Genomic DNA, 23401 nt, shown 5'->3' with positions numbered 1-23401 from the left:
CCGCGATCGGCCCGTACATCCCCTGACCCGCATTTCGCCGGGATATGACCAGGCGGTAACTTGGGCCGCTATGTCACTTCGTGGTGTGGTACGCCGTGCCGTCGGCAGCCTCGTTCACCGCCTCTGGACCACGGTCCGCGCCGCCGGCGCGGTGAGCGCCGCCAGCCCGGCGGGCTACGGCTTCCGCCGCCTCGGCCAGGGCGCGTGCCTGGCCTTCCCCGTCGGAGCCGTCTTCGGCGAGGCGTGGATCGAGATCGGCGACCACACCCTGGTCGGCGAGCGGGTGTCCATCTCCGCCGGCATGGGCCCGGGGGTCGACCTGGGCCCCGGCTCGATCGTGCGGATCGGCGGGAGCTGCTCGATCGGCAGGGGCAGCCACATCGTCGGACACCAGTCGATCGACATCGGCGACCACGTGTTCACCGGGCCGTACGTCTACATCACCGACCAGAACCACGTCTACGACGATCCCGAGACGCCGATCGGCCGTCAGTGGCCGCGCAACAACCCCGTGGTCATCGGCTCGGGCTCCTGGCTCGGCGCCGGCGCGATCATCCTGCCGGGGACCCGGATCGGCAGGCAGTGCGTGGTCGCGGGCGGGGCGGTGGTCCGCGGGGAGTTCCCCGACCACAGCGTGATCGCCGGCGTGCCCGCGCGGGTCGTCCGCCACTACGTGCCCGGCGAGGGGTGGTTGCCTCCCCATCTCGGCGGCGGCCGCGCCGAGCCCGCCGGCACCCGCTCCGCCCCCGCCGCGACAGGCGGCGTCCGCGCCGAGCCCGCGGGGTCGGTCGGCGCGGCCTGACCCCTTCCGGGCGTTCTCACCCCGCCGCCGGCTCACCGGCCCCTCAGCGCGCCGTTCTCCCCAGCAGGCCGGATGCCTCCTCCGGCCTCTCGCGCGGGTCCTCGACCGCCCCGCGCGCGCCTTCCGCCTTCCCGCGCGCGCCCCTGACCGCCTCGCCGCCCTCCGCCTCCTCCCGCAGGCTCTCGGCGAGCCTGCGCAGCGCGGGAAGGGCGGCGGCCAGCGCCGCCATGTCGTCCTCGCCGAGCCGTTCCACGTGCGCGCGGACGAGCTCGGCCCGTCGCTCCTGCCAGGCCCGCAACCGCGCCTCGGCCTCGGCGGTCGGCAGCAGCAACGCGGACCTGCGATCGTCCGGGGCGGTCTCGCGGCGCAGCAGGCCGGCCTTCGTGAGCTGGTTGACCAGCGTGGACACCGAGTTCCCCGCCAGATAGAGCTCCCTGGCCGCCGCCGAGACGCCGATGCCCGGATTGGCGGAGACCAGACGCAGCAACTCGACCTGCGCGCCTCGCAGCCTCGGCCCGGTCATGCCTCGGCGCAGCCTGCGCCGGACGAGCCGTTGGACGCCGGCCAGGACGTCGGCCAGCCCCTCGGGGAAGTCCGTGGTGCTCATAGGGGAATATTAGCTCTTAGTACGAGATAAGTACGCAAGCCCCTGGCCCGGAGCCCGCCATCGGCTTGCGGCTCCGTCGTCCCCCTGAGGACGGACGCGCCGTCACCCGCTGGACGGAAATCGTCCGAGGACAGGGTGGATTGCGGGGATTTTCCCTTGTGAGCGGCTCAGCGCCGCTCATAGCTTTCCCATGTTCGCTCCCGCCGACGGATATGGCGGGGATGGTGAAGGGGATTGCGTTGAGCGGAGTTCGTATCGGTCGCCGGCTGCTCGCGGCTGCCACAGGGGGGATCGCGCTGCTGGCCGCGGCGACCGGTCAGGTCGCCGCAGCGCACGCGGCCGACAGCGAGACCACGGTCGTCGCCAAGGGACTCGACAGCCCGCGCGGACTGTCGTTCGGCCCCGACGGCACGCTGTACGTCGCCGAGTCAGGCCACGGCGGCAAGGTCAAGTGCGCCACGCCTCCGGCACAGGAGGGCGAGAAGCCGGAGAAGATCTGCCTGGGCCTCACGGGACGCATCAGCACCGTCAAGGACGGCAAGACCTCCGTGCTGGTCGACGGCCTGCCCTCCGCGGCCAGCGGTCCGTTCGCGCTCGGACCGCACGACGTGGCGCTCACCGACAAGGGCGACCTCCTGGTGACCATCGGCTTCACCGGTGACACCGCCTTCCGCGCCAAGCTGGGCCCCAAGGGCAGGACGCTGGGCACGCTGCTGACGCTCTCCAAGAAGGGCAAGCGGCTCTCCGTCGCAGACCTGGTCGCCTACGAGACCAAGCACAACCCCGACCGCAAGGACAAGGGCAGCGCCGTCGACTCCTACCCGTTCGGCGTGGCCCCGCTGCCCGGCGGCGGCGCGCTGGTCGCCGACACCGGCGGCAACTCCGTGCTGCGGGTGGACAAGAAGGGCCGCGTCAGCACCGAGGCCGTCCTCCACGCCAGGTCCGTGGCGGCTCCCCCCGCGCTCAAGCTGCCCAAGGGCAGCAAGATCCCGATGCAGTCGGTGCCGATGGGCATCGCCAAGGGCCCCGACGGGGCCTACTACGTGGCCGAGCACGGAGGCTTCCCGAACCCGGAGGGCGCCGCCCGGGTCCTCCGCCTCAAGAACGGCAAGGTCACCACCGCCGCGAAGGGCTTCACCACGGTCGCCGACGTGACCTTCGACGCCGAGGGCAGGATGATCGTCCTCGGCTCCGTCGGCCCGCTCCCCGCGGAGGGAATGAGCAAGAGCACCGTCTACCGGATCGAGAGCGACGGCACCCGCACCGAACTCCTCAAGCCCGGCACGCTGGTCACCCCGCTCGGCGTGGCCGTGGGCCCCGACGGCGCCGTCTACGTGGCCAACCAGGCCATGGCGCCCGGCAAGGGCGAGATACTCCGGGTCCCCGTCTCGGAGTAGCCCTCGGGAGAACGAGGGGCGCACCCTGTTGCGGAGTGCGCCCCTCGTTTTTCGTGTCCGCGAACATCACCCCGGTGAATCCGGGAACATGGCCCGTGTGAACCGGCCACCGGCGATCGGCCAGGCCTGACGGGATCGTTCCTCGACCGGGAATCGTTGTAGGGAGGGACACGACACAACGGAGGTGCGGATGCTCGCGGCACTGACAGGTCTCGGCCTCTCCACCGCGGCCGGTTTGAACGCCTACATCCCCCTGCTCGTCGTCGGTCTGCTCGCCAACTTCACCGACTACGTACGGCTGCCGCAGGAGTTCGCCTGGCTGTCCAACGGGTGGGTGCTCGGGATCATCGGCGTGCTGCTGCTCGCGGAGATCGTCCTCGACAAGGTCCCGGTGGTCGACAGCGTCAACGACATGATCCAGACCGTGGTCCGCCCCGCCTCCGGCGGCGTGGTGTTCAGCGCGACCGAGGCGGCCGCCCGCCTGGACGGCTCCAGCTGGATGAGCCACAACCCCTGGGTCGGCTGGGCGCTGGGCATCGGCATCGCGCTGGCCGTGCACGTGATGAAGACGACCGCCAGGCCCGTCGTCAACGCGACGACGGCCGGGGTCGGCGCTCCCGTGGTGAGCACGATGGAGGACGCCGGATCGCTCGGCATGAGCCTGATCGCGATCTTCCTTCCGCTTCTCGTCGTGATCGCGGTGGCCGCGCTCGCGCTGTTCGCCTGGTGGGCCCTGCGCAAGGTGCGGCGCCGCCGCGCCCTCCGGCGAAGCCCGGCCTGAACCGGCGTCCCTGACCGACGCCCCGCGCGAGCCCGCGCGCCCGCGGACGCGCGGGCTATGCTCAAAACACCTGTTCTTCCCCCTGTCAGGAGGTGGTTCCGATCGGCACTTTCCTCACCATCGTGCTGGTGATCCTGCTGCTCTTCCTCCTCGCGGGGGCCGCCGGCGTCTACCTCCTGGTCAAGGTCGGCAAGAAGGCGACGAAGAAGGCTCGCAAGGTGACCGGCCGGGTGGCCTCCCACATGGCGGCGATGAGCCCGGGCGACGCGGGCGAGTCCGAGCGGATGCGTCTGGACCTGCGCCGGGAGGTCTCCCTGACCCGGCAGGCCGTGGACCAGGCGCTGCGTGACGGGTGGGGCCTGGGCGACCTGCCCCAGCTGGTGGCGGAGATCGGCGCGCACGCGGAGCAGCTGGACGGCCAGCTCGCCCTCTACGCCCAGCACAGCCGGACCTCCGCCTACGTCGACCACGCCTCCATGAACCGGCTGCGCGAGCACCACGCCAAGCTGACCACGTCGTGCGCCCGGATCCGCGCCGACCTGCTCAGCGACCAGATGGCGCACTCGGCCACCGGCATCGACGACATCCAGAGCCGCACCGACCTGGAGATCGAGGCGCGCCGCCACGCCCCCGACCCGCTGGACGAGATCGACGAGCTCTACCGGCGCACGGAGATCCACCGCTCCCACCGCGACGACCACCGCTGACCGGAGAGGCGCGACGCCCCGCCCCGGCGAAACCATGAGCCCCGAATCGGGGTGGACGGACCACCGGACCAGGCGGCCGGAACGGACGACCGGGGACGGACGGGATGGACCGGCGAGGCTCAGGGGGCGGGCACCGTGACCTGGCCGGGCGCGGGCGCGTCCCCGTCCGTGTCCGTGTTCCCGGCCGTCTCCCTGTCCGTGTCCCCGCCCGGGGCCCCGGCGTCCTCGCCGTTCCCCGGGCCGCCGTTCCGGGCGGCCTCGCGCTCCGCGCCCTCGCCCGTCTCCCCGCCGGCGTCCTGGTCCCCCGCGTCGGGCAGGTCGTGCTCCACCCGGCGCAGCGACGGGAGGAGCAGCATCACCGCCGCCAGCGCGAGCAGCAGCAGGCCCGCCGCCAGCAGCATCGCCGCGATGCCGCGCTCCTCCCCGACGCCGACCAGCGCGCCGAGGGAGCCGGCCAGCGGACCACCGGGACGCAGGGCGGGGCCGAGGACGCTCTCCGCGAGCGGCCCCGCCACCAGGTAGGAGATCGGCATCGCGAGCTGGGCCAGCGTGTGCGTGGTGCCCATGACCCGGCCGAGGGCCGTCGGCTCGATCTTCGTCTGGAACACCGTCGCCACGCTGCCCTGCACCACGGGCAGGGTGAACAGGAACGCCGCCGCCGCCGCGCCCACCAGCAGGGCCGAGGGCCGCAGCGTGTGCAGGATCAGCGCCACCCCGCCCAGCGCGGCGAACAGCGCCACCCCGGGCACCCGCCGCTTGGGGCCGCCCCAGGCGGTCATGACCAGACCGCCCACGAACAGGCCCGATCCCCCGGCGAACATCAGCACGCCCAGCGTGGCGGCCGAGGCGAAGGAGAGGATCAGCGGCTGGACCAGCACCCCGGCCACGCCGAACGCGAAGTTGTAGGCGGTCAGCACGAGCGCGAGGTTGAACAGGCCGCGGCGGGCGCGGAGGTAGCGCCAGCCGTACGCCAGGTCGGAGCGGAACGACGGCGGCTCGGCCCGCTCCTGGGGGATCAGCACCGTCGCGGGCAGGCGCATGAGCAGCAGCGTGCCGACCGCGACGAAGAAGGTCGTCAGGTCGATGACGAGCACCCCGGCCATGCCCACCGCGCCGATCAGGGCGCCGGCCGCCAGCGGCGCGGCGATGTGCAGCGCCCCGGCGGTCTGCATCAGGCCGTTGACCCTGCCCAGGTGCCGTTTCGGGGTGAGCAGCGGAATGATCGCGCTGTAGGCGGTGGTGTGGAAGACCCCGCTGGTCGAGCCGATCGCGGCGGCCACGTAGATGTGCCAGACCTGGAGCCCGCCGGTGGCGAGCAGCAGCGCGATCCCGGCCGTGGACAGCGCCACGACCGTGTCGGTGATCACCATGACCGTGCGGCGGTTGAACCGGTCGATCACCACCCCGGCGAAGGGGCCGACCAGGACGCTGGGCAGCATGCCGCTGAGCATGACGAAGGCGTACTGGCTGGCGGACCCGGTCTGCTGGAAGACCCACACCCCCAGCACGAACCAGGTGAGGCTGGAGCCGATGCCGGAGGCCAGCGACGCCAGCCACACGACACCGAACCTGACCAGCTCCCGGCGGTCGTGGGTTTCCGTCATGACGCTCCTTGGGGGGATGGGAGGTGGCCGGAGGCGACCAGGGCGCCCAGGTACCGGCCGAGCAGCTCGGAGTCCGCCGGCGGGCAGACGATTCCGAGGGCCGCCAGGCGCCCGTGCGTCGCCCGGCAGTCGAACAGGGGACGGGGGAAGGTCGGCTCCGGCCCGGCGACGACGCCCGCGAACGGGCCGATCGCCAGGTCGTCCCCGGCGGCGAGCCGTCCGGCGACCTCGTCGCGCCACTCCTCCCACGGGACCGTCCGCGCGGGATGGCCGTGCTCGCGCAGCGCCTCGGCGATCCGGTCGTAGCCCATCGTCGCCGGGTTGAAGTAGTGGATGTCCTCCCCCTGCCCGGCCGGGGGCTCGGCCACGGCCGAGGCGACGCCCGCCGCGAGGAGGTCGACGGGGAAGAGGTCCTCCTCGTAGGACAGGGCAGGCACCAGGCCGACCTGCGCGAAGGTGACGAGCAGGCGGGTGAAGTAGTCCTCGGGGACGCCCACCCCGCTGCGGCTGTCGCCGGTGACGCGGGCGGGCCGGTGGACGGTGACCGGGATCCCCCGCGACCTCGCCTGCCGGACCAGGCTGTCGGCCACCCACTTGCTCCGGTTGTAGCCGCCGTACAGGCCGTCGGGGTCGTCCGGCGGGTCCGCCTCGGTCACGCGCAGATCCCGGTACGCCGACCCCAGGTAGACGCCCAGGGTCGAGACGTGGTGCACGGGCAGACCGCCGCCGGCCGCCGCCAGGCGGAGCACCTCCAGGGTGCCCGCCACGTTGGCCGGGCGGAGCATCGCGTACGGCTGCGCGAAGTTGACCAGCCCGCCGTTGTGGCAGACGACGTCCACCGTGGCGGCCAGCTCGGCGAGCACGGAGTCGTCCAGCCCCAGGCGCGGCGCGGCCAGGTCGCCGGGCAGGCCGGTGACCCGGTCGCCCAGGACGGCCGGGTCCAGGCCGTGCCGGGTGAGGTTGTCGCGGACGCGGCGCAGGGCGTGGGCGGCCGAGTCGGCGCGGACCAGGCAGACCAGCCTGGCCGGGGTGCGGGCCAGCAGCTCGGCGGTCAGGTGGGCGCCGAGGAAACCGGTGGCGCCGGTCAGCAGGACCGTGCCGGGCGGCCCGCTCCTCCACGGCTCGCGTTCGGCGCCCCGGGCGCGCGCGGCGGGCGCGTCTCCCTCGCCGGCCCCGGTCCCGGACACGCGGGCGCGCACGACGACGTCGGCGGGCAGGACGGCCTCGGCCCGCAGGTCGGCGTCGTCGTCCCCCGCCCCTGCCGTTCCCGCGGCTCCCGACTCCGCGGCCGCCGCGTCGGTCAGCTCGGCCAGCTCCGCCAGGTCGGCGGCCTCGAACAGGGCCCGCATCGGCAGCCGCACGCCCAGCGAGCGGTCGATCTCGGCGATGACCTCGGCGACCCGCAGGGAGTGCCCCCCGGCGGTGAAGAAGTTGTCGGACCTGCCGACCCGCTTGACGTCGAGGACCCGCTCCCAGATCTCGGCCAGCGCGGTCTCCGTCGGGCCGGTCGGCGGCTCGTGGGAGGACGGCCCGGGGAGGTCGGCCGGGTCGGGCAGCGCCGCCAGGTCGGTCTTGCCGTGCGCGGTGTGCGGGATCCGCTCCAGCGGGACGAACACGGCGGGCACCAGGTAGTCGGGGAGACGCCCGCGCAGCCAGCGCCGGAGCCCGGCCACCGGGGACCCGGCGTCGCGGCCGCCGGAGCCGTCCCCCGTCCGGGCACGGTCGCCGATCCCGGCTCCGGTCCCGTCGCGGCCGTCACCGCCACCGTCGCCGCCGGAGGATGCGGACATCCCGTCTCCCCCGTGTCCGGGCTCCCCGGCTCCCGTGACGACGTAGGCGATCAGACGGTGGTGGCCCGCCGCGTCGGGACGGGTGGTGACGGCGCAGTCCAGGACCTCCGGGTGCTCCGACAGGGCCGCCTCGACCTCGGCGGGTTCGACCAGATAACCGTTGATCTTCACCTGGCCGTCGGCCCGGCCGAGGAACTCCAGCGTCCCGTCCGCGCGCAGGCGGGCCAGGTCGCCGGTGCGGTACATGCGGGCGCCGGGCGTCGGCGAGTGGGGGTCGGGGACGAACCTGGCCGCGGTCAGCCCCGCCTGTCCCGCGTACCCCCGGGCCAGGCACTCTCCCCCGAGGTGGAGCTCCCCGGGCGTGCCGGCCGGGGACGGCCTGCCGCGCCGGTCGAGCACGTAGGCGCGCACGTGGTCCAGGGGGAGGCCGATGGGCAGGTGGGCGGCGTCCTCGGGTCCCTCCACCGTGTGATGGGTGGTCGCGCAGACGGTGGCCTCGGTGGGGCCGTAGTGGTTGACCAGCTCGATCCGGCCGCCGGTGGCCCGCGCCCACGCGCGGGCCGACGCCGTCGAGGCGCGCTCGCCGCCGATCATCATGAGCCGGACCGGCCAGTCCTCCGGCACGGCGTGCCCCGCCAGGTCGTCGCCCCAGCGCCGCCAGAGCGCGGCCGGGGCGTCGACGGCCGTGACCTCCAGCTCGGCGCAGAAGCGGACCAGCTCGGGCCCGTCGAGCAGGGCGGGCTCGGGGTGCAGCGCCAGGGACGCGCCCGAGGTGAGCGCCGGGAACAGGTCGCCGACGGAGGCGTCGAAGGTCAGCGGTGGCAGCATGAGGACGCGGTCCGCCGGGCCGAAGCGGTGGGCGTCGACGAACGAGCGGTTGAACCGGGAGAGGGTGCCGTGGGTGATCATCACCCCCTTGGGCCTGCCGGTCGAGCCGGACGTGAAGATGGTGTAGGCGAGGTCCGCAGGGCGGGCCGGGGGGACCGGCGGCGGCGTGTCGGCGACGCCGGGGCCGGTCCGCAGGAGCGTGCGGGAGCCGTGGCCGAGCAGTGCGGGGTCGACCGCGGTCCCCTCGGAGGCCAGCAGGACCGGGACGTCCGTCTCGTCCAGGACGCCGGCGAGCCTGACCGGCGGGTGGGCGGGGTCCAGCGGAAGGTAGGAGCCGCCCGCCTTGAGCGCGGCGAGGATCGCCACCACGGCGTCGGGCACGTCGGAGACGAGCACGCCGACCGGCCGCCCCGCGACGGGGACGCCCGCCAGCAGGTGGGCGAGGTGGTTGGCCCGCCGGTCCAGCTCCCCGTAGGTGAGCGTCCGGCCCCGGGACAGGATCGCCGGGGCGTCCGGCGTCCGCGCCGCCTGCGCGGCGACGAGCTCGTGCACCGGCCGTCCGGCGGATTCCGTCTCCCCGGCGCCCGTGTGCCCGGCCTCCGTCTTTTTTCCGGCCTCCGTCTCTCCGGCGCCCGTGTGCCCGGCCTCCGTCCTTCCGGCCTCCGACGCCCCGGCGCCCGTGTGCCCGGCCTCTGCCTCCCCGGCCTCCGTCCTTCCTGCCCCCGTACGCGCCGGGGCGTCGTCCGCCCAGCCGTCCGGTCCGCCTCGGACCTCGGGGACCCGGCTCCCCGTCCCGCCCCGGATCCCGTCCGCCGGGCGGGGGGCGAGGTCCACCTCCCAGACGGGGGTGGCGAGCCGTTCGGCCATGGCGGTCAGCACGGTCACCAGGTGGCCGGTCAGCCGCTCGGCGGTCGCGGCGTCGAACAGGTCCGCGGCGTAGTCGAGGTTCAGGCCGATCCGCTCCCCGGTGACGACGCACAGCGTCAGGTCGAACCTGGCGCCGGGGGTGGGCAGCGACCAGCCGGTGGCGGTCAGGCCGGGCGCGGGCTCCCAGACCGGCGGGGCGCCCGGCTCGACCACCAGCATGGCCTGGAAGACCGGGTTGTAGCTGAGGTCGCGGGGCACCCGCAGGAGGTCGACCACCTGGTCGAAGGGGAGCATCTGGTGCTCCAGTCCCGCGACGGCGGTCTCCTTGACCTGGTCCAGCAGGCCTGCCAGCGTCGGGTCGCCGCTCAGGTCCGCGCGCAGCGCCAGCGTGTTGACGTACATGCCGACCGACCGCTGCAACTGCTGGAGGTCGCGGTTGGCCACGGGGGTGCCGACGACGACGTCGTCCTCGTCGCACACCCGGGCCAGCACCGCGGCGAACGCCGCCAGGAAGACCATGAACAGGGTGCACTGCTCGCGTCGCGCGAGGTCGCGCAGCGCCTCCGACAGGCCGGGCTCGAGCTCGGCGACACAGCGGTCGCCGCGGAGGGTGGGGGTGGCCGGACGCGGCCGGTCGGCCGGCAGGCCCAGCAGGGCGGGGGCGCCGTGCAGATGCTCGCGCCAGTGGGCGCGGGCCGCCTCGGACCGCCCGGTCCCCCGGTCGGCGAGCCACACGGCGTAGTCGGGGAACTGGGCGCCCGCCTCGGGCAGCGCCGCGACCGGGTCCTCCCCTGCCAGCAGTGCCCGGTAGGCGGCGAACAGCTCCTGGACGACGACCTCGGTGGAGGGGCCGTCCGAGACGATGTGGTGGATGCACAGCAGCAGGACGTGATCGTCGGGGGCGAGCCGCAGCAGCGCGGCGCGCAGCAGCGGCGGCCGGGCGAGGTCCATGGGGGCCGCCGTCAGCGCCCGGGTTACGGCCTCCGCCGTGCCGGGGGGCGCGTCGCGCAGGTCCACCAGCGGCAGCAGGGGGCCGGGGTCCGCCTCGCCGGGCGGATCGCACGGCGTCCGCCCCCGCGCCGTCGGGAGCGCCCCCTCGTGCGCCGGGGGCTGGGGGACGATCCGGTCGTGCACCACCTGCACAGGCCCGCCGGGTGTCTCCACGATCCCGGTGCGCAGCGCCTCGTGCCGCGCGACGACCGTCTTCAGCGCCGTGTCGGCGAGCTCCGCGTCCAGTGGGCCCTTCAGGCGCTGCCCGGCCCAGAGCAGGTAGGTGGAGCCGTCGAACCCCGCCCGGTCGAGGAACCACAGGCGTTCCTGGGAGGGGGTGAGCGGCACCGGCCTCGCACGGTCGCGGACGGGAACGGTCCGCTCCGCCGACCTCAGCGCGGCGAGTCGTCGCAGCGTGTCGCGGTCCATCCGGGGTCTCGGCCTCGCTTCGCCCGCCATCCGACCCTCCTCCTCGTACGGCCTGCCGATCGGCCTGATGGCTTTCACACCAGGCTGGCGTGAGCAGGGAAAAGAGAACAAGAATGCGGGAGCGCCCCCAAAGGCTAGGGTTTATGGCTATATGCGTCAACATTTGCTCATTAGCTGGGATTTCTACTTGCCCTCCACTCCTCCCCCAAGGCACTGAGCTGCTATTTTCCGAATTTCACCCATTCTGGCCTCCTTTTGTGGAACGCTCCACAAAATCACCTGTTGACGTGATGAGACGACGTCCAGGATCATCCTCGTCGGGAGTGTTTCATCTGTTGATCGCCGCGTGCTCGTCCGACGTGGCATAAAACGACCGAAGCAGGGATCGTCCCGCGATCCGCCGTCCGCCCCTCGCGGTCCGGGACGGGCGCGGGGCCTTTCAGGAGAACCTCCCCATGAACGCGATGCCGGACCAGTCCCTCTCATTCGGCCAGGAACACATGTGGTTCCTCGACCGGCTCGATCCCGGTGACGCCTCCCACAACGTCCTCAGCGCCTCCCGCCTGTACGGCGAGGTCGACGCCGGGCTGCTCGACCGCGCGCTCGGCGAGGTCGTCGCCCGGCACGAGCAGCTCCGCTCCCGCTTCCCCTCCCATGACGGCCTGCCGGTCCAGGTCGTCGATCCGCCGGGCCGGATCCGGCTGGAGGTCGTGGACCGCACCGCGATCCCGGCCGGCCGGTGGGACGAGGAGGCCGCGACCCTGCTGTCCGAATGGACCAACGGCTCCTTCGACCTGGCGGAGGGGCCGCTGCTGCGGGTCCGCCTGATCGCCTTCGGCCCCCGCGACCACGTGCTGTGCGTCGTCGCCCACCACATCGTCTGCGACGGCTGGTCCTTCGGCGTCCTGATCGGCGAGCTCACCGCCCTGTACACCGCCTTCCTCGACGGCAAGCCGTCCCCGCTGCCCCCGCCGCCCTGCGGGTACGGCGACTTCGTCGCCGAGCAGCGCCTGATGCTCGACGGCGACGAGGCGGCCGAGAGCCTCGCCTACTGGCGCCGGGAGCTCACCGGCGCCGCCCCGCTGGAACTGCCCACCGACCGGCCCCGCCCCGCGGTCCGCGGCACGCGGGGCGCCTCCCACCAGGTCCCCCTGCCGCGGGATCTCGTCGAGGGGGTGCAGCGTTTCGCCCGCGCCGAGCGCTGCACGCCGTTCATGGTGTTCCTGGCCGCCTACCAGCTCCTGCTGGCCGGGCGGAGCGGAGCGGACGACGTGTCCGTCGGCTCGGTGGCGGCCTCCCGGGACCGCGTGGAGTACGAAGCCGTCATCGGCCACTTCGTCACCACTCTCGTCTTCCGCGGCGACCTGTCGGGCGACCCGGCCTTCCGGGCCCTGCTCCGGCAGACCAGGCGGAAGGTGATGGGCGCCTTCCAGCACCGCCGGGTGCCGGCCGAGCGGGCCCTGGAGGGCTCGGACGCGGCACGCGACCTGAGCCGCAACCCGCTGTTCCAGACCGTCTTCGTGCTGCACAGCATGGGGGACGCCGACCTCGCGCTGCCCGGCGTCCGCGTGGAGATGGCCGACTCGGGTTTCCACGCCTCGCCGTACGACCTGGCGCTGCAGATCTTCAACGCCGGCGACGACCACCGGATGATGCTCACCTACAGCACCGACCTGTTCGACGCGGAGACCGTCGCCGGGTACGCCCGCGACTACCAGACGTTGCTCGAACGCCTCGTGGAGGAGCCGGAGGCGCGTCTGTCGCACCTGCTCGCCCCGCGCGGCGAGGAGCGGCGCGTCCTGGTCGAGGACCTCAACCGGACCGGCCGGCCGCTTCCCGCCGTGCCCGCCATGGTGACGATGTTCGAGGAGCGGGCCCGCGCCACGCCGGACGCGCCCGCCGTGGTCGCCGGGGACACCGTCCTGCGCTACGCCGAGTTGGACGCCGCCGCCGAACGGCTGGCCGCGCGTCTGCGCGCGGGCGGCGCGGGCCTCGGCGAGCTGGTGGCGGTCAGTCTGCCCAGGTCGGCCGACATGGTGGTCGGCCTGCTGGCGGTCATGAAGACCGGAGCCGCCTACCTGCCGGTCGACGCCGACTACCCCCCGGCCCGCGTCGCGCTGGTCCTGCAGGACGCCGACCCCGCGTTGCTGCTGACCCACGGCTCCCTGGCCGGGCACCTGCCCGCGGGACGGGCCCGGGTGATCCTGGTCGACGCCCCGGGCGGCGCCGGGGACGTCGATCAGGAGACCGCCGCCGCCGAGCCTCCGGAGGGATTCCCCGCGAGGGCGCGGCGGGCGGCCGACCCCGCGTACGTGCTCTACACCTCCGGTTCCACCGGCAGGCCGAAGGGCGTCGTCGTGCCCAACGGCGCGCTGGTCAACTTCCTGGTCGCGATGCGGGACCTGCTCGACGCCGACCCCGGGACCCCTGCCCCCGGCGACCGTCCCGGCCACGGGGACCTCCCCGCCTCCGGCGACCGTCCCGCCTCCGGGGACCACCCCGGCCACGAGGACCGTCCCGGCCTCGCTGGACACGCCGCTCCCGCCGCTCCTCCCGGGACGGGCCGCGACGAGGTCTGGCTCGCCCTCACCTCACTGTCCTTCGACATCTCCGCGCTGGAGCTCTACCTGCCGCTGGTCACCGGCGGCACCGTGGTCGTCGCCGACGGCGAGACCGCCAGGGACGGCGCCCGGCTGGCCCGCCTCATCCGCGACACCGGCGTCACCCACGTCCAGGCCACCCCGTCGGGCTGGTGGCCGCTGCTCGACGCGGGTTTCGACGACGAGCGGCTGACCGCCCTGGTCGGCGGCGAGGCGCTCCCGCTCGCGCAGGCCGTACGGCTGCGCGCCCGGGTCCGCCGCCTGATCAACGTGTACGGCCCGACCGAGACGACCATCTGGTCCACCGCCTGGGACGTCCCGGAGAACCCCACCCGGGTCCGCATCGGGCGCCCCATCGCCAACACCCGGGTCCACGTCATGGGCCGCAACGCCGAGCTCGCCCCGGCCGGAGCCCCCGGTGAGCTGCTCATCGGGGGCGACGGACTCGCCGACGGCTACCTGCGCCGCCCCGGCCTGACCGCCGACCGGTTCGTGCCCGACCCGTTCGGCCCGCCGGGCGCCCGGCTGTACCGGACCGGCGACGTCGTGCGGCGGCACCCCGACGGAACCCTGGAGTACCTCGGCCGTTCGGACAACCAGGTCAAACTCCGCGGCCACCGCATCGAGCTGGGGGAGGTCGAGAGCGTCGTCGAGGAGCACCCCGGCGTGCGCCAGGCCGTGGTGGCCGTCCGTGACGAGCTGCTGGTCGCCTACGTCGTCGGCGACGCGGCCCCCGAGGACCTGCGCGCCGCCGTCGCCGAGCGGCTGCCGTCCTGGATGACGCCCACCGTCTTCGTGACGCTGGACTCGCTGCCGCTGACCCCCAACGGCAAGATCGACCGCCGCGCCCTGCCCGCCCCGGGCCCGTCGCGGCGGGAGCGGGCCGCGACCCCGCCCCGCACGCCGGCCGAGCGGCTGGTCGCCTCGACCTTCGCCGAGGTGCTCGGGCGGAACGACGTCGACGCGCTCGACGACTTCTTCACCCTGGGCGGTCACTCGCTGCTCGCCATCAAGACGGTGGCCCGCCTCGGCGACGCCCTCGGCGTCGACCTGCCGGTCCGCGAGCTGTTCCTGCGCCCGGCCGTGGCCGACCTGGCCGCCGTCCTCGAGACGCTCACCGGGCGGCGGGCCGTGCCGCTGCGCCGCCGCGAGCCCGGCGCCGTCGTGCCGCTGTCGGCCGCGCAGGAACGCCTGTGGTTCCTGCACCGGCTCGACCCGGCCGACGCCTCCTACAGCATGTACCTCGTGCGGCGGCTGCGCGGCCCCCTCGACCGCGAGGCGCTGCGCGGCGCTCTGGGCGTCCTGGCCGCGCGGCACGAGAGCCTGCGCACCCGGTTCCCGCACGAGGACGGCCTGCCGCGCACCGTGGTCGAGCCCCCCGGCCCGGTGCCGCTGGAGGAGCTGGACCTGTCGCACCTGCCCGCCGACCGGCGCGAGGCCGAAGCCCGCGCCGCGACGGCCGCGCGGGTCAACGCCCCCCTGGACCTGGAGGCGGCGCCGCCCCTGCGCTGGACGCTTCTCACGCTCGGCGCAGGGGACCATGTGCTGTGCGGGGTGGTCCACCACATCCTGGGCGACGGCTGGTCGCTCAACGTGATGTTCGAGGAGCTGACCCTGCTCTACGACGCGCGGGTGCGGGGGACGGACGCGGGTCTGCCCGAGCCGCCCGTCCAGTACGGCGACTTCGCGCTGTGGCAGCGGCGGCGGGAGGCGCTGGGTGCCGGGGAGGAGTCGCTGGCCTACTGGCGGGACCGGCTCGCCGGCGTGCCCGCCCTGGACCTGCCCACCGACCGGCCCCGGTCGGCCGGGGCCGGTCACGGGGGCGCCTTCCACCCGCTCCGGATCCCCGGCGACCTCGCCGCCCGGCTGGAGGAACTGGCCCGCTCGCGCGGCGCGACCCTGTTCATGCTGTTGCTCGCCGCCTACCAGGTGCTGCTGTCGCGCCACTCGGGACAGCACGACTTCGCGGTGGGCTCCCCCACCGCGGGCCGCGACCGGGTCGAGCTCGAGCCCGTCGTCGGCTACTTCACCAACACGCTCGTGCTCCGCGCCGACCTCTCCGGCGACCCGTCCTTCGGCGACCTGCTCGCCCGGACCGCGACGACCGTGCTGGGCGCGATGGAGCACCAGGAGGTGCCGTTCGAGCGGCTGCTGCCCGCGCTGGAGATCGAACGCGACCCGACCAGGACCCCGCTGTTCCAGACGATGATGATCCTGCACAGCCAGGACGCGGACACCGGCCCCGGCGGACGGTTCGGCGGGCTGAGCGCGGAGCCGTTCGAGCACGGGTACGCGCAGGCCAAGTTCGACCTGATGCTGGAGGCGTGGCGCGGTCCCGGCAGCCTGAGCCTGGTCTTCGGCTACGACACCGGCCTGTTCACCGCCGCCACGGTCGCGGCGATGGCCGGCCGTCTCGAGGTCCTGCTGCGGGCCCTGCCGTCCCTCGCGGACACGCCGGTCTCGGCGCTGCCGGTGCTGACCGCCGAGGACGAGGCCCTGCTCGCCCGCGCGGCCGACGGCGGTCCCGCCGGGACGGTGAGCGTGCCCGAGGAGGTGGCGCGGGCCGTACGACTCCATCCCGGCGCGACGGCGGTGGAGTGCGGCGGGTCAACGCTGAGCTACGCCGGCCTGGACGCGCGCGTCGCCGCCCTGGCGGCCCTCCTGCGGGAGCGCGGGGTGAGCGCCGGCGACGTGGTGGGCGTCTGCCTCGGCCGGACCGCCGACACCGTCCCCGCGCTGCTGGCCGTGTGGCGGGCCGGAGCCGCCTACCTGCCGCTGGACCCGGCATACCCTGCCGAACGGCTGGCGTTCCTGGTCGGCGACAGCGGCGCGGCGGCCGTGGTGACCACCGCCGGACACGCCGTACGGCTTCCGCCCGGCGTGCCGACGGTCGTCCTGGACGACGCCGGTGACGGCGGTTCCGCGACCGGAGCGTGGGCCGGGACGGAGGACGACACCGGCGCGGAGACCGGGGCCGGAACGGAGAGCGAGGCCGGAGCGGAGACCGGGGCGGAGAACGGCACCGGAGCGAAACCCGAGGCTGAAGCGGAAACCGAGGCGGAGACCGGGGAGCTCGGCGGGGGAACCGGTGCCGAGGCCGGGGCGGAGGGCCGCGGCGGCGAGAACGGCCCCGGCGTCGGTCGCGTCCCCATGCCCGGAGAGGCCGCCTACCTGATCTACACCTCGGGCTCCACCGGGGTCCCCAAGGGCGTGGTCGCCACGCACGGCGGCCTGGCCGCGCGGGTCTCGTGGATGCGCGAGCACTACGGCCTGGGCCCCGGTGACCGCGTGGTGCAGTTCGCCTCGCTGAGCTTCGACACCCACGCCGAGGAGATCTATCCCGCGCTCGCCGCCGGGGCGTGCGTGGTGATGCTGCCGGACGGGGCCGCGACCCTGCCCGACCTGCTGGCCTCCCCCCGGGGGAACGAAATCACGGTGCTGGACCTGCCCACCGCCTACTGGCACCGGCTCGTCGAGACGATCGACGAGGTGGCCTGGCCCGCGTCGCTGCGACTGGTCGTCCTCGGCGGGGAGCAGGTGCACGGGACGCACGTCGCCCGCTGGCGGGAGCGGTTCGGCGACCGGGTACGGCTGGTGAACACCTACGGGCCGACCGAGGCGACCGTCATCGCCACGGCGGCCGAGCTGACCGGGGCGGGCGCGACCGGCTCGGCCAGGGAGAACGCCGCCATGGGGGACGCCGCCGGAACGGACGGCGAGACGCCGCCCATCGGCCGCCCGATCGGCGGTGCCACGGCGTGGATCCTGGACCCCGCAGGGCGGCCGGTCCCGCCGGGCGCCCCGGGTGAGCTGTGCCTCGGCGGCCCCGGGATCACCCTGGGCTACCACCGGCGGCCGGGCCAGACCGCCGAGCGCTTCCTCCCCGACCCTTCGGGACCGCCCGGGTCCCGGCTCTACCGCAGCGGCGACCGCGCCCGCCTGCGACCCGACGGGCGGATCGAGTTCCTGGGCCGGCTCGACGCGCAGGTGAAGGTCCGGGGGCACCGGATCGAGCCCGGCGAGATCGAGACACGGCTGCTCGCCCATCCCAAGGTGTCCCGCGCGGCCGTGGTGGCGCGGGGCGACGTGCTGGCCGCCTACGTCGTGGGCGGCGGGACGGCCGAGGAACTGCGCGCACACCTGTCCTCCGTCCTGCCCCGGCATCTGGTGCCCGACGCGTGGGTGTGGCTCGACACCCTGCCGCTCACCGTCTCCGGCAAGGTCGACGTCGCCGCGCTCCCGGCTCCCGGCCCGCAGGCCGGCGCCGGGCACGTCCCGCCCAGGACCGACACCGAGGAACTCGTCGCGGAGGTCTGGGCCGAGGTGCTCGGGCTGGAGCGGGTGGGCGCGCTGGACGACTTCTTCGCCCTGGGCGGTCACTCGCTGCTGGCCGTGCGGCTGGTGTCGCGGCTACGGGCGGAGACCGGCGTGGAGGTGCCGATCCGGACGCTGTTCGCCAACGCCACCGTGGAGACGCTGGCGCTGGCGCTGGAAGACCTGGTGGCGGAGGCGCTGGCCGAACTGGAGCCGGACGGCCCCACCGGGTGACCGGCCCCCGCCGACGGCACCGGACCCTACGATGACCGAGAACCCACCGGCGGGACCAAGAACCCACCGGTGGCCGAGAACCCGCCGACGGGACCGGGAACCCGCCGATGCCCCGCCCCAGCGAGGGGACGGGGATCACCACGGTCGTACGCCCGGAGCCGTCCCGAAGACGTTTCGACGGACCTCGGCTCAGGAGACTCCGGCCTCGCGCATGTCGCGGACCTCTCGCTTGAGCTCCTTGATCTCGTCGCGCAGCCGGGCCGCCACCTCGAACTGGAGGTCGGCGGCGGCCTGGTGCATCTGATCGGTGAGCGACTCGACCAGCGCCTCCAGCTGGGCCCTGGGCATCTCGCCCGCGATCGCCTTGGCGTGCTGGCCGACCTGCTTGACCGCGAAGCCGGGAACCGGGGCCTTGCCGCGCGACTGCTGGCGGCCGCTGCCGCCGAGGAGCTGGGCGGTGTCGGCGTCCTCGCGGTTGAGCGAGTCGAGGATGTCGGCGATCTTCTTGCGGAGCGGCTGGGGGTCGATGCCGTTGGCCTCGTTGTAGGCCGTCTGCTTGGCCCTGCGCCGGTTGGTCTCCTCGATCGCCCGCTCCATGGAGGGGGTGATCCGGTCGGCGTACATGTGCACCTGGCCGGAGACGTTGCGGGCCGCGCGGCCGATGGTCTGGATCAGCGAGGTCTCCGAGCGGAGGAAGCCCTCCTTGTCGGCGTCGAGAATGGCCACCAGCGAGACCTCGGGCAGGTCCAGGCCCTCGCGGAGGAGGTTGATGCCGACCAGCACGTCGAACTCGCCCATCCGCAGCTCGCGCAGGAGCTCGATGCGGCGCAGCGTGTCGACCTCGCTGTGGAGGTAGCGGACCCGGATGCCCAGCTCCAGGAGATAGTCGGTGAGGTCCTCCGACATCTTCTTGGTCAGCGTGGTGACCAGGACCCGCTCGTCCTTCTCGGTGCGCGTCCTGATCTCGTGGACGAGGTCGTCGATCTGGGACTTCGTGGGCTTGACGATCACCTCGGGGTCGACCAGGCCGGTCGGCCTGATCACCTGCTCGACCACGTCGCCTCCGGAGCGGCCGAGCTCGTAGGAGCCGGGGGTGGCCGACAGGTAGACCGTCTGGTCGATCCGCTCCAGGAACTCCTCCCACTTCAGCGGCCGGTTGTCCAGGGCGGAGGGCAGGCGGAAGCCGTGGTCGACGAGCGTGCGCTTGCGGGAGGCGTCGCCTTCGTACATCGCGCCGATCTGCGGGACCGTCTGGTGTGACTCGTCCAGGACCAGCAGGAAGTCCTCGGGGAAGTAGTCGAGGAGGGTGTTGGGCGCGCTGCCCGGGGCACGGCCGTCCATGTGGCGGGAGTAGTTCTCGATGCCGGAGCAGGTGCCGATCTGGCGCATCATCTCCAGGTCGTAGGTGGTGCGCATGCGCAGCCGCTGGGCCTCGAGCAGTTTGCCCTGCCGCTCCATCGTCTGCAGGCTCTCCGCCAGCTCGGCCTCGATGTCCCGGACGGCCCTGTCCATCCGCTCGGGGCCCGCGACGTAGTGGGAGGCGGGGAAGATGTAGAGCTCCTCGTCCTCCGTGATCACCTCACCCGTCAGCGGGTGCATGGTGGAGAGCTTCTCGATCTCGTCGCCGAACATCTCGATCCGCACGGCGAGCTCTTCGTACTTCGGGATGATCTCGATCGTGTCGCCGCGCACCCGGAAGGTGCCCCGGGTGAAGGCGAGGTCGTTGCGGGTGTAGTGCATGTCGACCAGGCGGCGCAGGAGCGTGTCGCGCTCGATCTCCTGGCCGACCTTCAGCGCGGTCATGCGGTCGACGTACTCCTGGGGGGTGCCCAGGCCGTAGATGCACGAGACCGACGCGACCACGACCGTGTCGCGGCGGGTCAGCAGCGAGTTGGTCGCCGAGTGACGCAGCCGCTCGACCTCCTCGTTGATCGAGGAGTCCTTCTCGATGTAGGTGTCGCTCTGCGGGACGTACGCCTCGGGCTGGTAGTAGTCGTAGTAGGAGACGAAGTATTCGACCGCGTTGTTGGGCAACATCTCGCGCAGCTCGTTGGCGAACTGCGCGGCGAGCGTCTTGTTGGGCTGGATGACCAGGGTCGGCCGCTGCAGCCGCTCGATGAGCCAGGCGACCGTCGCCGTCTTGCCCGTGCCCGTGGCGCCCAGCAGGACGTTGTCCTTGTCACCCGCCTTCACACGTCGCTCGAGCTCCGCGATCGCGGTCGGCTGGTCGCCCGAAGGGGTCATGTCGGTGACGACCTCGAAGGGGGCCACCTTGCGCTGCAAATCTGTTACCGGCCTCACTCTGACCACTGTAGGCGGCGCCACCGACATTCCCGGTCCCGATCACCGACCCCTGCCCCTCGTTCTCTCTCCCGCCCGCCCCAGCCTCCCGCCCGCACCCCGGCGTGCACGTCCTTCAACCGCATGTCAAGCAGACCGCAAGCCACATGTTCTTTACTGTCATTGCGTGCATGCGATCACCAAGCGTGATATATCGGGCTTTCGACAAACGGATCCACCGGAGGTGTGATGTCCCGCCCAAGAGAGGCCATCCAGTCGGCGATGGCCGCCGCCCAGGCGTACGGCCAGGGCGGCGATCTACGCCAGATCGCCGGACAGGTCGCTGGGCAGGTCGCCGGTCAGATCGCCAATCAGGTGTCCGGTCAGGTGGGTGAGAAGGGGTTCGCGCTCAACCCCGCGGACTTCCTGGCCGCACGCGAGCAGGGCGTGTCCGTCGGCACGCTCATCGAGGCCCGTAGCGCCTCGCTGAACGAGGCCGGGGAGATCGTCAACCGCAGTTTCACCGGTGACGGCCAGAACGGCGAGGCGGTCCACGTCATCTCCCCCGTGGTGATCCCCAAGGGCACCACGGCGCGGATCGTCGTCCCCCTGGTCGTGCTGGCGGGACTGGGCCTGGTCGGCCTGGTCGCCACGGGCCTGCCCGAGAGCGCGCGGGTGCTCTTCGGGCCGCACTACTGGGCCGTTCTGGTGCTGGCCGCGGCGTTCCTGTGGTGGCGGCGGAGCGTGGTCATGGTGCCGGAGGGCTGCAAGGCGCTGATCACCAAGTTCGGCAAGCTCGTGCAGATCGCGGAGCCCGGGCGGGTGACGCTGCTGAACCCGTGGAAGCGGGTCAGCTACATCGTCAACACCACCCGCGAGTACCCCTTCAACGCGCCCATCCGCGAAGCCCCGACCCAGCAGGGCGTCAAGGCCAGCGTGGACCTGTTCCTGCAGTTCCGGATCGAGGACCCGGCGGAGTTCATCTTCGTGCTCGGCTCGGTCAGCGGTTTCCAGGCCAAGCTGCAGAACGCGATCAGCGAGGTGACCCGCTCCCTCATCTACGCCCAGCGCGCCGAGGACATCTACGACCTGGTCGGCGAGAGCACCCTCGGCATGCTGGACAGCCTCAACCAGCAGTTCCTGCCCGCGGTACGGCTCACCGACGTGAACATCACCCACGCGGAGCCGTCCAGCCAGGAGTACCGGATGGACCTGGCCGCGCCGGAGATGATCCGGGTCGCCAAGGAGGCGTACACCTACGAGTACGAGTTGCTGCTGCGCAAGGAGCAGAACGAGGGAGACCTGGTCAAGGAGCTCGCCGGGCTGCAGGAGCAGCTGTCGGCCATCCACGCCGAGATCGCCGGATACCAGGCGCGGATGGACACGGCGCTGGAGCGCGCCTCCCACCAGGCCAAGGCCCAGGCGAGCCAGCGGCTGGTCGAGGCGGAGTCGACCGCGAAGGCCAACGCGGCGCTGCTGGAGGCCCAGGCTCTGGACATCAGGGCGCTGAGCGCGGCCGAGGCGCCGGAGATCCTGGACTACCGCTTCCAGCAGGACCTGCTCGACAAGCTCGAGGCCGTGGCCGCCCATCTGCCCCGCGTGGTGCAGGTCGGCGAGAGCACGGACATCGACCTGCTCGCCCTGGCCAGGCAGCTCGTCGGCAGCCGTGAGACACAGCTGTTCTCCGAGTCGGACATGGCGGCGATCAGGGCCAGGATCACCGAGATCGGCAGGCGGGTCGAGGGCCGGGAGGCCGAGATCTCCGCCCTGCTCAACCCCGTCGCGGACAGCGGCGAGACCGCGGAGACCGGACGGGGCCGGCAGGACGCCCCGGTCGCCGGCCTCCCCTCGGCCACCAGGACCATCCGACCCGCGGAACCCGCGGGAACGGCCGCACCCGTCGCGCAGGAAGACGTCTGAGATGAGCCGAGAGTTCTCCAAGATCAAGGAATCCCTGGCCTCGTGGTCGGAGATCCGCCAGCTGCTGCGCGGCGGGGAGTCGGGCCAGCTCGTCCCGGTCGTCATCCCCAAGGACCGCAGGGGTTTCGCCTGGGTGGCGCTGTTGCTGCTGGCGCTCTACCTCGCGGGCACGGCGCTGCTGGGCGGCGGGGCCCTGGCCGCCCTGGCCGCGGTCGGCGCCGTGCTGTCGCTGCTCGCGGCGCTGGTCTGGCTGTGGCGCCGGGCCATCATCGAGATCGAGGAGGGCACGACCGGCGTGCGCAGCCGGTGGGGGGCGATCGTCGGCACGCTGCCGCCTGGCCGCCACTACCTGTGGCTGCCGTGGGACCGGGTCGACGCGGTCGTCGACACCTCGACCGAGATCCCCTACTCCGCCCCGATCGTGGCCTGCCCGACCGCGGAGAACGTGCCGCTGAAGTCGATCGAGTTCTTCCTGAAGTTCCGCATCGTCGATCCGGTCGCCTTCGTCAGGACGATCGGCGCGGGCAACTTCGACCTCGTGCTCAGCAGCGCCGTACAGGACGCCATCCGTCAGCGCAGCCGCAGGGTCCACACCGAGCGGGCCTACGACCTGCGCGGCTCCGACGTGGGCGACATGCAGGAGCTGCTGACCCGCCAGCTCGGCAGGTACGGCGTGCGCATCACCGGCGCCAACATCCCCGACGTGCAGCTGCCCGACCAGTACCAGCAGCACCTGGCGACCCGTGAGAAGGTCGCCAAGGAACTGTCGGCCTTCGAGCGGGAGTGGGAGCTGACCCGCAAGCGCCGGATCGACACCCTGCTCATGGAGATCGAGCGGGCGAAGAAGACGAGGGACGCCCGCATCGTCGAGGTCAGGGCCGCCGCCAACACCGCGCGCAAGGACGTCGCCCGGATGCTGGAGGAGCACGAGACCGAGGCGCAGCGGGTGCGTTGGGAGATCGAGGCCAAGGGCAGGGCCGAGCTCACCTCGGCGGAGAACGAGGCCAAGGGGCTGCGCAGGCTGGCCGACTCCTACCGCGACAACCGCGCCGTGCTCCAGTACGAGCTGGCCCGCCGCCGCCTGGACGTGGGCGCCAGGCTCGCCGAGAACGCCCCGCGTCCCGTCGTCGTCCGCACCGGCGGCGCCTCCGGCGAGACCTCCACACTGTCCACTATGCTCCTGGCCCAGCTCCTGCCGCAGATCGGCGCGGGGAACGACCAGGTCAAGCCGCCCGTTGAACCTAACTGAAA

Annotated in this window: 11 protein-coding genes; 7 read left to right on the top strand and 4 right to left on the bottom strand. The window is 73.3% G+C overall.

Translation table 11 applies throughout. The features are described from left to right. The first annotated feature begins 70 nt into the window (after positions 1–70). A complete protein-coding gene (locus tag PKF00_RS21390) occupies positions 71–802 on the top strand; it encodes an acyltransferase (protein WP_271219357.1) in 732 nt (243 codons plus the stop codon). Positions 803–845: 43 nt separating this feature from the next. Here the strand turns inward: PKF00_RS21390 and PKF00_RS21385 are convergent, their stop codons facing one another. Further along, complete coding sequence (locus tag PKF00_RS21385; RefSeq protein ID WP_271219356.1) at positions 846–1409, bottom strand: MarR family winged helix-turn-helix transcriptional regulator; 564 nt, start codon at positions 1407–1409, stop codon at positions 846–848. A 239-nt stretch (positions 1410–1648) separates the two neighbouring features. Here PKF00_RS21385 and PKF00_RS21380 point away from each other — a divergent pair, with 239 nt between their 5' ends. The 3 genes from PKF00_RS21380 to PKF00_RS21370 all read left to right on the top strand — a co-directional run bounded on the left by PKF00_RS21380 (position 1649) and on the right by PKF00_RS21370 (position 4294). Next, positions 1649–2806 (top strand): ScyD/ScyE family protein, encoded by a 1158-nt coding sequence (locus PKF00_RS21380; protein WP_271219355.1) that lies wholly within the window; start codon positions 1649–1651, stop codon positions 2804–2806. A 190-nt stretch (positions 2807–2996) separates the two neighbouring features. Then, positions 2997–3587 carry a DUF4126 domain-containing protein gene (locus PKF00_RS21375; RefSeq protein WP_271219354.1) on the top strand — a complete coding sequence of 197 codons (591 nt, stop codon included), beginning with the start codon at positions 2997–2999 and terminating at the stop codon, positions 3585–3587. 92 nt (positions 3588–3679) lie between these two features. After that, positions 3680–4294, top strand: coding sequence for a hypothetical protein (locus tag PKF00_RS21370; RefSeq protein WP_271219353.1), 615 nt, complete (start codon positions 3680–3682; stop codon positions 4292–4294). Between the two features lie 119 nt (positions 4295–4413). Here PKF00_RS21370 and PKF00_RS21365 read toward each other — a convergent pair whose 3' ends face one another. Both PKF00_RS21365 and PKF00_RS21360 read right to left on the bottom strand, forming a co-directional pair. Continuing rightward, the gene (locus tag PKF00_RS21365) at positions 4414–5898 is read right to left on the bottom strand and encodes an MFS transporter (protein WP_271219352.1); all 1485 of its coding nucleotides are present in this window, start codon (positions 5896–5898) and stop codon (positions 4414–4416) included. Further along, complete coding sequence (locus PKF00_RS21360; protein WP_271219351.1) at positions 5895–10832, bottom strand: non-ribosomal peptide synthetase; 4938 nt, start codon at positions 10830–10832, stop codon at positions 5895–5897. The genes PKF00_RS21365 and PKF00_RS21360 overlap by 4 nt, the downstream gene beginning before the upstream one ends. A 425-nt stretch (positions 10833–11257) precedes the next feature. Between PKF00_RS21360 and PKF00_RS21355 the strand changes: the two genes are divergently transcribed. Next, positions 11258–17950, top strand: coding sequence for a non-ribosomal peptide synthetase (locus tag PKF00_RS21355; protein ID WP_271219350.1), 6693 nt, complete (start codon positions 11258–11260; stop codon positions 17948–17950). A gap of 189 nt (positions 17951–18139) precedes the next feature. Here PKF00_RS21355 and uvrB read toward each other — a convergent pair whose 3' ends face one another. Beyond that, positions 18140–20251 (bottom strand): excinuclease ABC subunit UvrB, encoded by a 2112-nt coding sequence (uvrB, locus tag PKF00_RS21350; protein WP_271219349.1) that lies wholly within the window; start codon positions 20249–20251, stop codon positions 18140–18142. A gap of 228 nt (positions 20252–20479) precedes the next feature. On the opposite strand from uvrB, the gene PKF00_RS21345 reads away from it, so the two are divergent. Beyond that, entirely contained in the window at positions 20480–22150 is a 1671-nt protein-coding gene (locus PKF00_RS21345) for an SPFH domain-containing protein (RefSeq protein ID WP_271219348.1), read from the top strand. A 1-nt stretch (position 22151) separates the two neighbouring features. Then, positions 22152–23399: an SPFH domain-containing protein gene (locus PKF00_RS21340; RefSeq protein WP_271219347.1), complete on the top strand. Its 1248-nt coding sequence runs from the start codon at positions 22152–22154 to the stop codon at positions 23397–23399. The last annotated feature ends 2 nt before the right edge of the window (positions 23400–23401 follow it).

The organism is Streptosporangium carneum, from assembly GCF_027922005.1.
In the GTDB taxonomy this organism is placed as follows: Bacteria; Actinomycetota; Actinomycetes; order Streptosporangiales; family Streptosporangiaceae; genus Streptosporangium; species Streptosporangium carneum.
This window is presented reverse-complemented; position numbering and strand designations above follow the sequence as displayed.

Coding starts and splice junctions, on each gene's coding strand:
- PKF00_RS21385 (WP_271219356.1), bottom strand. CDS start 1,409: ATGAGCACCACGGACTTCCCCGAGGGGCTGGCCGACGTCCTGGCCGGC.
- PKF00_RS21375 (WP_271219354.1), top strand. CDS start 2,997: ATGCTCGCGGCACTGACAGGTCTCGGCCTCTCCACCGCGGCCGGTTTG.
- PKF00_RS21360 (WP_271219351.1), bottom strand. CDS start 10,832: ATGGCGGGCGAAGCGAGGCCGAGACCCCGGATGGACCGCGACACGCTG.
- PKF00_RS21390 (WP_271219357.1), top strand. CDS start 71: ATGTCACTTCGTGGTGTGGTACGCCGTGCCGTCGGCAGCCTCGTTCAC.
- PKF00_RS21365 (WP_271219352.1), bottom strand. CDS start 5,898: ATGACGGAAACCCACGACCGCCGGGAGCTGGTCAGGTTCGGTGTCGTG.
- PKF00_RS21355 (WP_271219350.1), top strand. CDS start 11,258: ATGAACGCGATGCCGGACCAGTCCCTCTCATTCGGCCAGGAACACATG.
- PKF00_RS21345 (WP_271219348.1), top strand. CDS start 20,480: ATGTCCCGCCCAAGAGAGGCCATCCAGTCGGCGATGGCCGCCGCCCAG.
- PKF00_RS21340 (WP_271219347.1), top strand. CDS start 22,152: ATGAGCCGAGAGTTCTCCAAGATCAAGGAATCCCTGGCCTCGTGGTCG.